Origin of the sequence: Streptomyces sp. NPDC052043, assembly GCF_044548235.1 — a bacterium.
GTDB lineage: Bacteria > Actinomycetota > Actinomycetes > Streptomycetales > Streptomycetaceae > Streptomyces.
The window spans coordinates 1-13,477 of the sequence record NZ_JBIUBT010000003.1 but is presented as its reverse complement, the minus strand read 5'-3'; the positions used below and the strand labels follow the sequence as shown (position 1 = coordinate 13,477).

At 72.3% G+C, this 13,477-nt stretch carries 12 protein-coding genes; 4 read left to right on the top strand and 8 right to left on the bottom strand.

All coding sequences use genetic code 11. The features are described 5' to 3' along the window. Nucleotides 1-4: 4 nt before the first annotated feature. From ACIHCX_RS08035 to ACIHCX_RS08020, 4 genes are read right to left on the bottom strand one after another with little or no spacing between them, the layout of a single operon-like run. On the bottom strand, nucleotides 5-784 hold the full coding sequence (locus ACIHCX_RS08035) for a CDP-alcohol phosphatidyltransferase family protein (protein WP_400027745.1): 780 nt from the start codon (nucleotides 782-784) through the stop codon (nucleotides 5-7). Further along, nucleotides 762-1,826, bottom strand: a complete 1,065-nt coding sequence (locus ACIHCX_RS08030) for an iron-containing alcohol dehydrogenase family protein (RefSeq protein WP_400027744.1) — start codon at nucleotides 1,824-1,826, stop codon at nucleotides 762-764. The genes ACIHCX_RS08035 and ACIHCX_RS08030 overlap by 23 nt, the downstream gene beginning before the upstream one ends. Continuing rightward, a complete protein-coding gene (locus ACIHCX_RS08025) occupies nucleotides 1,814-2,566 on the bottom strand; it encodes a sugar phosphate nucleotidyltransferase (RefSeq protein WP_400027742.1) in 753 nt (250 codons plus the stop codon). Before ACIHCX_RS08025 ends, ACIHCX_RS08030 begins: the two co-directional genes overlap by 13 nt. Then, nucleotides 2,563-4,368, bottom strand: a complete 1,806-nt coding sequence (locus ACIHCX_RS08020) for a DUF5941 domain-containing protein (protein WP_400027741.1) — start codon at nucleotides 4,366-4,368, stop codon at nucleotides 2,563-2,565. Before ACIHCX_RS08020 ends, ACIHCX_RS08025 begins: the two co-directional genes overlap by 4 nt. 553 nt (nucleotides 4,369-4,921) lie before the next feature. On the opposite strand from ACIHCX_RS08020, the gene ACIHCX_RS08015 reads away from it, so the two are divergent. Together ACIHCX_RS08015 and idi are read left to right on the top strand one after the other, a co-directional pair. Continuing rightward, nucleotides 4,922-5,860 carry a cation diffusion facilitator family transporter gene (locus tag ACIHCX_RS08015; RefSeq protein WP_400027739.1) on the top strand — a complete coding sequence of 313 codons (939 nt, stop codon included), beginning with the start codon at nucleotides 4,922-4,924 and terminating at the stop codon, nucleotides 5,858-5,860. 282 nt (nucleotides 5,861-6,142) lie between these two features. Continuing rightward, nucleotides 6,143-6,733, top strand: a complete 591-nt coding sequence (gene idi, locus ACIHCX_RS08010) for an isopentenyl-diphosphate Delta-isomerase (protein WP_400027738.1) — start codon at nucleotides 6,143-6,145, stop codon at nucleotides 6,731-6,733. Nucleotides 6,734-6,814: 81 nt separating this feature from the next. On the opposite strand, the gene ACIHCX_RS08005 is transcribed toward idi, so the two are convergent. Both ACIHCX_RS08005 and ACIHCX_RS08000 read right to left on the bottom strand, forming a co-directional pair. Continuing rightward, nucleotides 6,815-7,348, bottom strand: coding sequence for an ATP-binding protein (locus tag ACIHCX_RS08005; RefSeq protein WP_400028650.1), 534 nt, complete (start codon nucleotides 7,346-7,348; stop codon nucleotides 6,815-6,817). 230 nt (nucleotides 7,349-7,578) lie between these two features. After that, complete coding sequence (locus tag ACIHCX_RS08000; RefSeq protein ID WP_400027737.1) at nucleotides 7,579-8,157, bottom strand: DUF308 domain-containing protein; 579 nt, start codon at nucleotides 8,155-8,157, stop codon at nucleotides 7,579-7,581. Between the two features lie 140 nt (nucleotides 8,158-8,297). On the opposite strand from ACIHCX_RS08000, the gene ACIHCX_RS07995 reads away from it, so the two are divergent. Next, a complete protein-coding gene (locus ACIHCX_RS07995; RefSeq protein WP_400027736.1) occupies nucleotides 8,298-9,053 on the top strand; it encodes an enoyl-CoA hydratase/isomerase family protein in 756 nt (251 codons plus the stop codon). Nucleotides 9,054-9,060: 7 nt separating this feature from the next. Here the strand turns inward: ACIHCX_RS07995 and ACIHCX_RS07990 are convergent, their stop codons facing one another. After that, on the bottom strand, nucleotides 9,061-9,696 hold the full coding sequence (locus ACIHCX_RS07990; RefSeq protein ID WP_400027735.1) for a DJ-1/PfpI family protein: 636 nt from the start codon (nucleotides 9,694-9,696) through the stop codon (nucleotides 9,061-9,063). 20 nt (nucleotides 9,697-9,716) lie between these two features. Then, nucleotides 9,717-10,679 carry a GlxA family transcriptional regulator gene (locus ACIHCX_RS07985; protein WP_400027733.1) on the bottom strand — a complete coding sequence of 321 codons (963 nt, stop codon included), beginning with the start codon at nucleotides 10,677-10,679 and terminating at the stop codon, nucleotides 9,717-9,719. Nucleotides 10,680-10,874: 195 nt separating this feature from the next. Here ACIHCX_RS07985 and ACIHCX_RS07980 point away from each other — a divergent pair, with 195 nt between their 5' ends. Next, nucleotides 10,875-13,250, top strand: a complete 2,376-nt coding sequence (locus ACIHCX_RS07980; RefSeq protein ID WP_400027732.1) for a Tex family protein — start codon at nucleotides 10,875-10,877, stop codon at nucleotides 13,248-13,250. Nucleotides 13,251-13,477: the final 227 nt, after the last annotated feature.

Here is a 13,477-nt window from a genome sequence, read left to right as displayed (position 1 = left end):
CCGCTCACCTCAGCCTGCTGGAGACGAGGATGGACACCAGGTGCAGCAGGGTCTGCAGCAGCGCGATGCCGGCGAGCACGGCCGTGCCCAGCCGGGTGAAGAACAGGTCGCCCCTGATCGTGTCGGCGATCGCGAGGACCAGGATCAGCAGGGACGCCTCGATCCCGAGGATCAGCCGGTGGAACTTGAGCGCCGCGGCGGCCCGGCGGGCCAGCGCCATGCCCGTGGAGCGCGGCTCGGCCGCGCTCTCCTGGACCGGCGGCAGGCCGCCCTGGTGCCGGGCGACGCCGACGAGGTCGGTCTCGGCCTTGATCAGGATCGCGCCGAGTGCGGCCAGGGTCCCGAGGAAGGCCCAGAGCCAGTCGATCCGCCCGGATCCCCACAGGTCGGCGGCGCGCAGCCCGAGCCCGACCAGGACGGCGGCGTCGGTCAGATAGGCCCCGACCCGGTCCAGGTAGACCCCGCCCAGCGAGAACTGCTGCTTCCAGCGGGCGACCTCGCCGTCGACGCAGTCCAGCAGCAGGTACAGCTGGACCATCAGCACACCGAGCACGGCGCCCGCGATCCCCGGCACCAGCAGGGCGGGGGCCGCCAGGACGCCGAAGACGGTCATCAGGTACGTGAGCTGGTTGGGCGTGACCCTGGTGCCCACCAGGTAGCGGTCCACCCGCAGGGACACCTCGCGCATGTAGAGGCGTCCCGCCCAGTGCTCTCCGCTGCGCCGGTCCTTCACCCCTGCCGGATGGACGACCGGTCTCAGTTCAGCTACCGATGGCCTTGACATAGTCGGCGTAGACGTCCTTGATCTGGTCGGTCTTGAGGGCGAGGTGTTCGAGGATCGTGTAGCGGCCGGGCCGGGTCTCCGGGGCGAACTCGACGACCTGGACGAACTCGTCCACCGTGAAGCCGATGTCCTTCGGCAGCACCGGCAGTCCGTGCCGGCGCAGCACCTCGGCCATCTGTCCGGCCGTCTGCACGTCGCCGCGCAGATAGGTGGCGAACGCGCCGCCGAGGCCGCACTGCTCGCCGTGGAGCGCGTTGCGCTGCGGGAACCGGAGGTCGAACGCGTGGCTGATCTCGTGGCAGGCACCCGACGCCGGGCGGCTGTCCCCGGCCACCGACATGGAGATGCCGCACAGGACCAGGGATTCGGAGAGCGTCGTCAGGAACGTGTCGTCGCCGATGCCGCCGGGGTGCCGCAGCACGGCCTCGGCCGCCTGCCGGGCCATCGCGGCGGCGAGGCCGTCGATCTTCTCCCCGGTCTCGCGGTGCGACAGCTCCCAGTCGGCCACGGCGGAGATCTTGCAGATCACGTCGCCGATGCCGGCGCTCACGAAGCGCTCGGGAGCCTCGCGGATCACATCGAGGTCGATGACGATGCCGATCGGATTGGGCACGCCGTACGAGCCCCGGCCCGCGTCGTTGTCCAGCGTGGCGACCGGCGAGCACAGCCCGTCGTTGGCCAGGTTGGTGGCCACCGCGACCAGCGGCAGGCCCACGCGGGCCGCCGCGTACTTGGCGCAGTCGATGACCTTGCCGCCGCCGAGGCCGACCACCGCGTCGTAGCGGCCGGCCCGCTTGACGGAGTCGGCGAGCCTGACCGCACCGTCGATGGTGCCGTCGGCGTCCTCGAACCAGTCGGCGCCCGGGAAGGCCGGGGCGAACCGCTCGCGCAGCGCCCGGCCGGAGCCGTTGCTGATGGCGAAGGCCAGCCGTCCCGAGGGCGAGATCCGCTCGTCGGAGAGGATCGCGGCCAGGTCGTCGAGCGCGCCCCGGCGGATGTCGACGGCGACCGGCGACGGAATGAGCCGGGTCAGTACAGGCACGCGATGTCACGCCCCTTGGCGAGGTCGTCGTGGTTGTCGATCTCGACCCACTTGACGTCGCCGATCGGCGCCACGTCGATCGTGAAGCCGCGGTTGACGAGCTCCTGGTAGCCGTCCTCGTAGTACAGCTGCGGGTCCCGCTCGAAGGTGGTCTTCAGCGCGTCGGCGAGCTCCGGGGCGGCGTCGCCCTCGATCAGGGTGACGCCGATGTACTCGCCGGTGGCCTCGGCCGGGTCCATCAGCTTGGTGATCCTGCGGACGCCCTTGTCGGGGTCGGCGACGACCTTCATCTCCTCGTCGGCCAGCGACTTCACCGTGTCCAGGGCGAGGATGATCCTCTTGCCGTCGCCGCGGGCGGCGAGCAGGGTCTTCTCGACGGAGACCGGGTGCACGGTGTCGCCGTTGGCGAGGATCACGCCGTCCTTGAGGGCGTCACGGCCGCACCACAGGGAGTAGGCGTTGTTCCACTCCTCGGCCTTGTCGTTGTCGATCAGGGTGAGCTTCAGGCCGTACTTCTGCTCCAGGGCCGCCTTGCGCTCGTAGACGGCCTCCTTGCGGTAGCCGACGATGATCGCGGCCTCGGTCAGGCCGATCTCGGCGAAGTTGCCGAGGGTGAGGTCCAGGACCGTGGGGCCGTCCTCCGCACCGTCGGGCCCCACCGGCACCAGCGCCTTGGGCAGGGTGTCGGTGTAGGGGCGCAGGCGCCGTCCGGCGCCGGCCGCCAGCACGAGGCCGATCATGCGGGTACTCCTTCATCGTGTACGGCGGGTGCGCCCCTCAGATGAGAGGCCACCCAGAAACGGGTGCTCTCGGCGAGCACCAGCAGGGCGACGACCACGGCGAGGGCCGTGAGCGCGACCGTGAACTGTGGGGCGGTGAGCAGCGCGGCCAGCACGGCGACGACGAGCGTGCGCCCCTCCTGTCCGCCGAGGGCGCGCACCAGCCAGGCCGGCGGCGCTCCGGCGTCGCCGCGGATGCGGTACACCGTGTCGTAGTGATGGTAGGCGACGGCCGCCACCAGGCCGAAAGCCGCGGGAAGGGCTCCGTTCACCCCGGATTTGGCCGCGAGGATCAGCACGGTGCCGTATTCGGCGGCGCGGAACAGCGGGGGGACGAGCCAGTCGAGGGAGCCCTTGAGGGCGTGGTCGAGGGCTTCGCCGGACAGCAGGACGTAGACGCCGGCCATCAGGACGACCCACCAGCTCGGTCCCCACAGCCAGGCACCGAGCGTCACCATGACCGCGCCGACGGCGGCGTTGAGGGGCGCGGTGGCACGGAACCGGCCGGGCAGGAAGCGGACCTGGAGTCCGACCAGCGGCCCGGTGTCCGCGAGGTCCGCCAGCGCCTGCGCCGCCCGGTCGGTACGCCGTGCCTTGCGCGTCACCGACCGCAGGACGCGGCCCGCCGTGGTGTACGCCGCCGCCAGGGCGCAGCCGACGAGCAGGACATAGAACGTGAGCCTGGGGGTCGTGAGCGCCGTCAGCACCGCGATCATCGCCCAGCGCTCGCCGATGGGCAGGACCACGATCCGGCGCGCCCAGACCGTCCAGCCGACGCTGTCGAGCTTGTCGGACAGTGCGGCGGTGGGGCTGGTGTTGGCCGTGGCGTCGTGGTTGGCCTCGTTGAAGGAGAAGTCGACCACGTGCCGGCAGATCTGCAGGATCATGGCGCCCAGGGCCAGGGCCCAGACGTCGTCGCCGCCGCGGGCGGCACCCAGCGCGAGGCCGGCGTAGAAGGCGTACTCCTTGGCCCGGTCGAAGGTGGCGTCCAGCCAGGCGCCGAGGGTGGAGTACTGGAGCGAGTAGCGGGCCAGCTGGCCGTCGGCGCAGTCCAGCACGAACGAGGCGATCAGCAGCACGCCGGCGGCGACGAAGCCGCCGCGGGTGCCGGTGGCGGCGCAGCTCGCGGCTATGAGCGCGGTGAGCAGGGAGGCCGTGGTGACCTGGTTGGGGGTCAGGCCGCGGCGAGCACACCAGCGGGCGACGTAGCGCGAGTACGGGCTGATGCAGAAGGTGGTGAAGAAGCCGTCGCGGGCCTTGACGGCCGACTTCAGGCGGACGTCCTCGTCGTCGACGGCGGTGACGGCCTGCCGTGCCTCGTTGCGGGCCTGGGGGTCCTCGGGCACGGCGGCGACGAGCCTGCCGAGCACCGGGCGGTGCACGTCGGTGCCGTCGGCGTCCAGGGCGTCGGAGATCCGGTCCGCGAGGCCGGCGGCGGGGACCGCGCCGCCGACGCCGTCGGCGGAGTTCTCGCGGGCCATCGCACGGGTCAGCGCCTGGCGGCCGGCCGGGCGGGCGGTCACCGCGCCGGGGACGGCGGCGAGCGGGAAGCGGGGGTCGGTCAGGCCCAGGCGCAGCGCGTGCGGATGGCCGACGAACCGGGCGTCGACGAGGGCGACCCGCTGGTCACCGGGCACCTGGGCCAGCAACGTCTCGGCGTCGGTGCCGTCGGCGGCGACCCGCACGTCGAAGCCGAGCGACCGCAGATCGCCCTCGATCGATGATCCGGGGACCGGCTGACCGGTCAGGATGGCGATCGACAACCGAACTCACTCCCTGGGTACCGACGCGTCCGCGCCAGTCATGTACATGTAGGGGCGCCGCCTGCCTGCCTGCGGCACCCGGGCGACATGTCGGCAGAGGCTATCGGATGGCGGGAAGCCAACGTTCACCGCCCGTTCACTGACCCGACCGACCTGGTCTGCCAGAGCCTGCGCCGCGATCATCATGGGTGATCCGGCTGCCGGGCCACAAACTCCGCACCACATCGGGCATTCGTCACATCCGGTTGCGGCAGGGGCGGAACGCCCCCGACACGGGCCGATTACCGAGGGCGGTGCACCTGTCCGCGCGCAAGCGGGCGGCAACTCCGGAAGCCGGGCCGCCGGACCCGTTTCCGGGGTACCCGAAAGGGGCCGTCCGGCGTGGCGGGGCCGGTTGCCGCAGCACGGCACCCGGGGCGTCGCTACACGCTGACCTGCGGTTCGTTTGCGCAGGTCAGGGCACATGACAACGGTGTTCAGTGCCGCGTTGCCCGATACCCCCCACCCGTAGTTCACTGTGATCCCGGAGGCAACACGGAAGGGCGGTCATCCCATGGGGGCCGGTCACGACCACGGGCACGTTCACGGCGTCGGAGCCGGCGGCACGGCCGGCGCGGCGCACCGCGGCACGCTGCGTATCGCGCTGTCGATCACGCTCACCGTGATGGTGGTGGAGATCGTCGGCGGCCTGCTCGCGGACTCGCTGGCGCTGATCGCGGACGCCGCCCACATGGCCACCGACGCCCTCGGCCTCGGCATGGCGCTGCTGGCCATCCACTTCGCCAACCGCCCACCGAGCCGGAACCGCACCTTCGGGTACGCCCGCGCGGAGATCCTCGCCGCGCTCGCCAACTGCCTGCTGCTGCTCGGCGTCGGCAGCTATGTGCTCTACGAGGCGATCCAGCGGTTCCTCGCCCCGACTCCCACCCACGGCGGGCTGATGATCGTGTTCGGCGCGATCGGCCTGGTGGCGAACTCGGTCTCCCTGATGCTGCTGATGCGCGGCCAGAAGGAGAGCCTGAACGTACGGGGCGCCTTCCTGGAGGTGGCCGCGGACGCGCTCGGCTCGGTGGCCGTCATGCTCTCGGCCGCGGTGATCCTTCTCACCGGCTGGCAGGCCGCCGACCCCGTCGCCTCCCTCGTCATCGGCCTGCTGATCGTGCCGCGCACCCTCCGGCTGCTGCGCGAGACCCTCGACGTGCTGCTGGAGGCGGCCCCGAAGAACGTCGACATGGACGAGGTACGGGCGCACATCCTGGCGCTGGACGGCGTGGAGGACGTGCACGACCTGCACGCCTGGACGATCACCTCGGGTCTGCCGGTGCTCTCCGCGCACGTGGTCGTCCGTTCCGACACGCTCAGCGCCACCGGCCACGAGAAGCTGCTGCACGACCTTCAGGGCTGCCTCGGGGACCACTTCGACGTGGAGCACTGCACCTTCCAGCTGGAGCCGAGCGGGCACGCGGAGCACGAGGCCCGCCTGTGCCACTGACGGGACCCGCCCCGCGACCCGGGCCGGCGAGGTGACCAGCGGGCACGCGGCACCCGCTCCGGCCCGCGCGGGCGGGGTGTATGCGCGTGATCTCGCCAAGGAGCACCCGGACGGTTCCGGGCGCACACGGGCGGGCACGATCACCTACGTGCCCGGCCGATGACGAGCCGCGGTACCACGGCGCCGCGTGGGACAACGGGACATGCGGAGTGCCGGGAAGTGCCGGGAGTGCCGGTTTCGTACGGCAGACTTGGGACTCGAGGACCGAAGTGAAGGATGGGTATGCCGACCACACCTGCCACCGCGAAGCTCAGCTCGCCGAACGGCACCGCGGACGCGATCTTGCTGGAACTGGTCGACGAGGACGGTGTGACGATCGGCACCGCGGAGAAGCTGTCCGCCCACCAGCCACCAGGACGGCTGCACCGCGCCTTCTCCGTGTTCCTGTTCGACAACCGCGGCCGGCTGCTGCTCCAGCAGCGGGCGCTCGGCAAGTACCACTCCCCCGGTGTGTGGTCCAACAGCTGCTGCGGCCACCCCTACCCCGGTGAGGCGCCCATGGCGGCGGCGGCCCGGCGCACCTACGAGGAACTGGGGATCTCCCCGTCGCTGCTCGCCGAGGCGGGCACGGTCAGCTACCACCACCCGGACCCGGACTCGGGCCTGGTCGAGAAGGAGTACAACCACCTCTTCGTCGGCCTGGTGCAGTCCCCGCTGCGGCCGGACCCCGACGAGGTCGGCGCCACGGCGTTCATGACGCCCGCCGAGCTGGCGGAGCGGCATGCGCGGGACCCCTTCTCCGTCTGGTTCCCGACCGTGCTGGACGCGGCCCGGCCCGCGATCAGGGAGCTGACGGGTCCCGCCGGCTGGTGAGGACCGGCAGCGACGCCCCTTCGCGCCCGGCCCTTCGTGTCGGGCCCGGCGGGAGGGGCCGGGCGGGCCGGAGGCCTGTCGTCACATTCCCGACATTCCCGTCTGCCCCGCCCGGTGCGCGGGTTTGAGCGGCAGGGCGGCCCAGATCACCTTGCCGCCGCTCGCGGTGTGCTCGACGTCGCAGACCCCGCCGGCCTCCCGCGCGATCTCGCGGACCAGCAGCAGCCCGCGCCCGCCGGTGCGCCCGTGGTCGGTCTCCAGGGCGGTCGGGCGGTAGGGGTGGTTGTCCTCCACGGACACCCGCACCCACTCGGCGCCGACCGCGACCTCCACGGCGAGCATCGGCGACAGCAGCGCCGCGTGCCGTACGGCGTTCGTGACCAGCTCGGACACGATCAGCAGCAGCCCGTGGACCAGGTCGTCCGAGACCGGGACGCCCTGGCGCAGCAGCAGGTCCCGGACCGCGCGCCGGGCCTGCGGGACCGAGGCGTCGACGGCGGGCGCGGTGAACCGCCAGACCCCCTCGTACGGCAGCGGATCCGGCGGTACGTCGTGGAGGGGTGCCCCCGCGCCGCCCTCCGGGCGTGAGCCGTACCCGCGCCCGTGGTCGTCCATCGTCCGGTCGCCGCCCTCGCGCTCGATTGTCACCACACGTCGAGTGTTGGTAACGCACCGCTCTCAGCCCAAGGACTGAACACAAGTCAGCGTGTTTCAAGCGCTTTGTGACCGTTGGCGTACGACTCGGTCGCGGGCGGGACCGATCCTGTCCCGTCCGCGCCGACTTCGCGAACTTTTCGGGTTGTACGGTCCACGCGCCCTGGCGCCCGTCCTTGCCGGGACGGGCGCTAGGCGGTCCGGTCGGAGACCATGCCGACGACCCGGCGGCCGCCGAAGCCGGTCGCGATCAGGCCGAGGCCGTCGAAGAGCAGGGCGAGGGAGAAGAACGCGCCGATCACGTACTGGCTGCTGCTCGGCCAGGAACCCAGCACCAGGATGCCCAGCAGCAGGTAGAAGGCACCCAGCAGGAGCGTCCAGCCGAACTGGGGGCCGCGCACCACGGCGCTGCCGACCAACCGGAACAGGCCGCCGGTGAGGAATAGCAGGGCCGCGAACATGGTGAGCGCGGCGGCCGCCGCGTGCGGATGGCCGATGATCACCACGCCCGCCGCGATGTTCAGGGCGGCCACGATGGCACCGAGCCAGAAGAAGTTCGAGCCGCGCGCCTGCACCGCGTGCAGCAGCCCGACCAGACCGCCGATCAGCAGCAGCCAGCCGAACAGGAGCATGGAGGTCAGCGTGACGGCCGCCGTGTAGACGAGTCCCACGAGTCCGGCGACCACCAGGACCACCCCGAGTCCGGCGAGCCAGCCGAAACTGCGGCGCATCCTCGCCGTCTCGCTGCGGGGCTTGGTGAACCTGGCCATCGGCGCCTCCTCACAGCCGTACGGACCCCCGCTTCCACCCTTATTTCCTTTGTTCCGCTTTGTTCCCTTTGCTGCCGTGTCGTAACTGTCCCCCGACCCTTCTTGATCAAACGCTCGGCCGGGCGGATAGCATCCGGCGCATGGAGCCGCAGTTGCTGCACGACGTCACCGGGGCGGTGGCCACCGTCGTGATCCACCACCCGGCCAAGCGCAATGCGATGACCGCCGCGATGTGGCGGGCACTGCCGCCGCTCCTGGACGATCTCGCGGCCGATCCGGACGTCCGGGTGCTGGTGCTGACCGGGGCGGGCGCGACGTTCTGCGCCGGTGCCGACATCTCCACGCTGCGCGGCTCGCCGCGGGAGGCGCAGCACCTGGCGGTGCGGGCCGAGGAGGCGCTCGCCGCGTTCCCCAAGCCGACGCTGGCGGCGGTGCGCGGGTACTGCGTCGGCGGCGGCGCCCAGCTCGCGGCGGCCTGCGACCTGCGGTTCGCCGAGGCGGGGGCGCTGTTCGGGGTGACGCCCGCCAAGCTGGGCATCGTCTATCCCGCATCCTCCACCCGCCGCCTGGCCTCCCTGGTGGGCCCGGCGACCGCCAAGTACCTGCTCTTCTCGGGCGAGTTGATCGACACGGAGCACGCGCTGCGCACGGGCCTGGTCGACGAGGTACTGCCCGAGGGCGAACTCACCAAGCGGATCATGGAGTTCACCGGGATCCTCGCCGCGCGCTCGCAGCTGACGCAGGCCGCGACGAAGGAGTTCACGGACGGCCGCACGGACCGCGACGCCCACTGGGCCGAGCAGGCACGCGCGAGCGGCGACACCGCGGAGGGGGTCGCCGCGTTCCTGGAGCGCCGGACCCCCCGGTTCACCTGGAGCGTGCGCCAGGGCCCGTGACCGGCGCCTACGTCAGGATGAAGCGGCTGTCGGCCCGGAACTTCTCGACGAGGTGCGCGGGCGCCTTGGCCGGGGATCCGGCGTCGTAGGGCGGCTGCGGGTCGTACTCGATCAGCAGCTGGACGGCCTGGGCGCGCTCGTCGCCCGCGATCCGCCCGAGCAGGGTCAGGCCCATGTCGACGCCCGAGGAGACGCCGGCGGCCGTGACGTACTTGCCGTCGACGACGACCCGCTCCCCCGTGGGCTCGGCGCCGAAGCGCCCCAGCTGGTCGAGGGCCAGCCAGTGCGAGGTCGCGCGGCGGCCGTCCAGGAGCCCGGCGGCCGCGAGCAGCAGCGAGCCGGTGCACACGGAGGTGGTCCAGGTGCTGGTGGCGTCGGCGGTGCGCAGCCAGGCCAGCAGGGTCTCGTTGTCCATCTGCGCCGACTGGCCGGGGCCGCCCGGGACGACGACGATGCCGGGGTTCGTGACCTCGTCCAGGGTCCGGTCGGCAGTGAGCGCGAGGTGCCCGGTGTCGGTGCGGACGGGTCCGGGCCGCTCGGCGACGAAGACGGTCTCCGCGCCCGGGAGGCGGCCGAGGGTCTCGTAGGGGCCCACGGCGTCCAGGGCGGTGAAGCGGTCGAAGAGCACGATGGCGATCTGCACGGCTTTCCCTCCGTCGGGTGTCAGGTGGTGGCGGAAGCGGGGCGGAACCTGCGCCGGTACTCGGCCGGGGCGGCGCCCAGCGCCTTGACGAACGCGCGCCGCATGGCCTCCGGCGTGCCGTAGCCGCTGGCGCGGGCGACCTCCTCGACACCGTCGGCAGTGTCCTCGAGGAGCCGGCGGGCGTGTTCGAGGCGGACCCGGTCGACGTAGCGGCCGGGGGTCGTACCGGTCTCCGCCCGGAAGGCGCGGGCGAAGTGGCGCGGCGAGAGGCGGGCACGGGCGGCGAGCGCCTCCACGGACAGGTCGTCCGCCGGATGCTCGGTGATCCACTGCTGTACGTCCCGCAGGGGCTCACGCCGGGCCGTCTGGGCGGCGAGCTGGGCGCTGAACTGGGCCTGGTTGCCGGGCCGGCGCAGAAAGACCACCAGGTGGCGGGCGACGCTCAGTGCGACCTCACGGCCGAGGTCCTCCTCGACGAGCGCGAGGGCCAGGTCGATGCCGCAGGTCACGCCGGCCGAGGTCGCCACGTGCCCGTCGCGCACCCAGACCGGGTCGGCGTCGACCTCGACGGCGGGATGGTCGCGGGCGAGCTTGGCGCAGTACGCCCAGTGGGTCGTGGCCCGAAGGCCGTCCAGCAGGCCCGCCTCGGCCAGCAGGATCGCGCCGGTGCACACCGAGACCAGGCGCGCGGCACCCGGCCCGTGCCCGCGGATCCAGTCGACCAGACGCGGGTCCGGCCGGCGGGTGCCCTCCCCGCCGGGCACGAGCAGGGTGTGCGGCGCGGGCGCCTCGGCGAGCGGGGAGTTCGGTGCCAGGGTCAGACCGCTGGAGCTGCGCACGGGGCCACCGTCCAGGGAGGCCGTGTGGATGCGGTACGCCCCCGGTACGTGTCGGCCCGCGCCGGCGAATACCTCCACCGGGCCGGTGACGTCGAGGCTCTGGACTCCGTCGAAGAGGACGACGAGAACGGTTCGCTGCGCCATGCGACCGATTCTTCGCCGCCCGGAGGATGGCCGCAATGACAGGTTTCCCACCTTTCCTGCCACGCCCCCCTCCGTCACCACCGATGCCGTGGCTGACGGTGGTTCGCCTCGCCGGACGGCGCCCTGCGGCCCGGATGTCCGTGGGGCCTGCCACAATTGCGGCGCACACCGGAGTGGAGAAGGCGGTACGGGATCGTGACGACACCCCTCACAGCGTCCATCGAGGGCAGGATCGCCGAGGAGCTCGGCGTACGGGAGCGGCAGGTCAAGGCCGCCGTGGAGCTGCTGGACGGCGGCTCCACGGTGCCCTTCATCGCGCGCTACCGCAAGGAAGCGACCGAGATGCTCGACGACGCGCAGCTGCGCACCCTCGAGGAGCGGTTGCGCTATCTGCGGGAGCTGGAGGAGCGGCGGACGGCGATCCTGGAGTCGGTGCGCGAGCAGGGCAAGCTCACCGACGAACTGGAGGCGCGGATCCGCGGCGCCGAGACCAAGGCGCGTCTTGAGGACGTCTACCTGCCGTACAAGCCGAAGCGGCGGACCAAGGCGCAGATCGCGCGGGAGGCGGGCCTGGAGCCGCTGGCCGAGGGCCTGCTCGCCGACCCGGCCGTGGAGCCGCTCGCGGCGGCGGCCGCCTTCGTCGACGCGGACAAGGGCGTCGCCGATCCGCAGGCGGCCCTGGACGGCGCCCGGGCGATCCTCACCGAGCGGTTCTCGGAGGACGCCGACCTGATCGGCGAGCTCCGTGAGCGCATGTGGGGGCGCGGGCGGCTGGCCGCCAAGGTGCGGGAGGGCAAGGAGGAGGCGGGCGCCAAGTTCTCCGACTACTTCGACTTCGCCGAGCCGTTCACCGAGCTGCCCTCGCACCGGATCCTGGCGATGCTGCGCGGGGAGAAGGAGGAGGTCCTGGACCTCGTCCTGGAGCCGGAGGAGCAGACGGACGGCCCGTCGTCGTACGAGGGGATCGTGGCCCACCGCTTCCAGATCGCCGACCGCGGCCGGCCCGCCGACAAGTGGCTGCAGGACACGGTCCGCTGGGCCTGGCGCACCCGGATCCTCGTCCACCTCGGCATCGACCTGCGCCTCAGGCTGCGCACGGCCGCGGAGGACGAGGCGGTGAACGTGTTCGCGGCCAACCTGCGCGACCTGCTGCTGGCCGCGCCGGCCGGCACCCGCTCGACCCTCGGCCTGGACCCCGGGTTCCGTACGGGCGTGAAGGTCGCCGTGGTCGACGCGACCGGCAAGGTCGTCGCCACCGACGTCGTCCACCCGCACGTGCCGGCCAACCGGTGGGACGAGGCCGTCGCCAAGCTGGCCCGGCTGGCCAAGGAGCACGCGGTCGAGCTGATCGCGATCGGCAACGGCACCGCGTCCCGGGAGACCGACAAGCTCGCCGCCGACGTCATCGCCAGGCACCCGGAGCTGAAGCTCACCAAGGTGATGGTGTCGGAGGCGGGCGCGTCGGTGTACTCGGCGTCGGCGTACGCCTCGCGGGAGCTGCCCGACATGGACGTGTCGCTGCGCGGCGCGGTGTCCATCGCGCGCCGGCTCCAGGACCCGCTGGCCGAACTGGTCAAGATCGACCCCAAGTCGATCGGCGTCGGCCAGTACCAGCACGACCTGTCCGAGGTGAAGCTGTCCCGCTCCCTCGACGTGGTGGTCGAGGACTGTGTGAACGGCGTCGGCGTGGACGTGAACACGGCGTCCGTGCCGCTGCTCGCGCGCGTCTCCGGCGTCACCTCGTCGCTCGCGGAGAACATCGTGGCGCACCGGGACACCAACGGGCCGTTCACCTCGCGGGCGCAGCTGAAAAAGGTCTCGCGGCTGGGTCCGAAGGCCTACGAGCAGTGCGCGGGCTTCCTGCGGATCCGCGGCGGCGACGACCCGCTCGACGCCTCCAGCGTGCACCCCGAGTCGTACCCGGTGGTCCGCCGGATGGTGAAGACCACGGGCCAGGAGGTGGCCTCGCTCGTCGGCAACACCGGGGTGCTGCGCTCCCTCAGGGCGGCCGACTTCGTGGACGACACGTTCGGTCTGCCGACGGTGAGCGACATCCTGCGGGAGCTGGAGAAGCCCGGGCGCGACCCGCGGCCGGCGTTCAAAACGGCCACCTTCAAGGAGGGCGTCGAGAAGATCGCCGACCTGTCGTCCGGGATGGTCCTGGAGGGCGTGGTGACGAACGTGGCGGCCTTCGGCGCGTTCGTCGACGTCGGCGTCCACCAGGACGGTCTGGTGCACGTCTCGGCCATGTCGAAGCAGTTCGTGAAGGATCCGCGCGATGTCGTCAAGCCCGGCGACATCGTCAAGGTGAAGGTGCTGGACGTCGACATCCCGCGCAAGCGGATCTCGCTGACGCTGCGTCTGGACGACGAGGCGGCGGCGCAGGACCGTCAGGGGCAGGGCGACGGCGGTGAGCGGCGCCGGCGCGGCGGCCGTCCGCCGCAGCAGCGCCAGGGCCGCGGCGGCGGTGGCGGTGGCGGCTCCCGCCAGGCGCCCCCGCCCGCCAACAGCGCGATGGCCGACGCCCTGCGCCGCGCGGGCCTGCTCGACCCGAAGAACGCCCGCCGCTGACCCGTCCGCCTTCTGGGCTCGCCCCTCGCCGGTGGGCGAGCCCGGGGGCAGGGCGGCCGTGGACGGACCTATGACTGCCGACAGTCGGTGGGGCGCTGGTGCCGCGACAGGCAACGTTTGCCCGCCGCGGCCCTAGTAGGGCTCCGTTAGGTCTTCTCGGCCCTGTTTGGGGCATGTTGGACGTTGTGGACGCACATGAAGTGAACCGTGCTCGGGCGAAGTTGGCG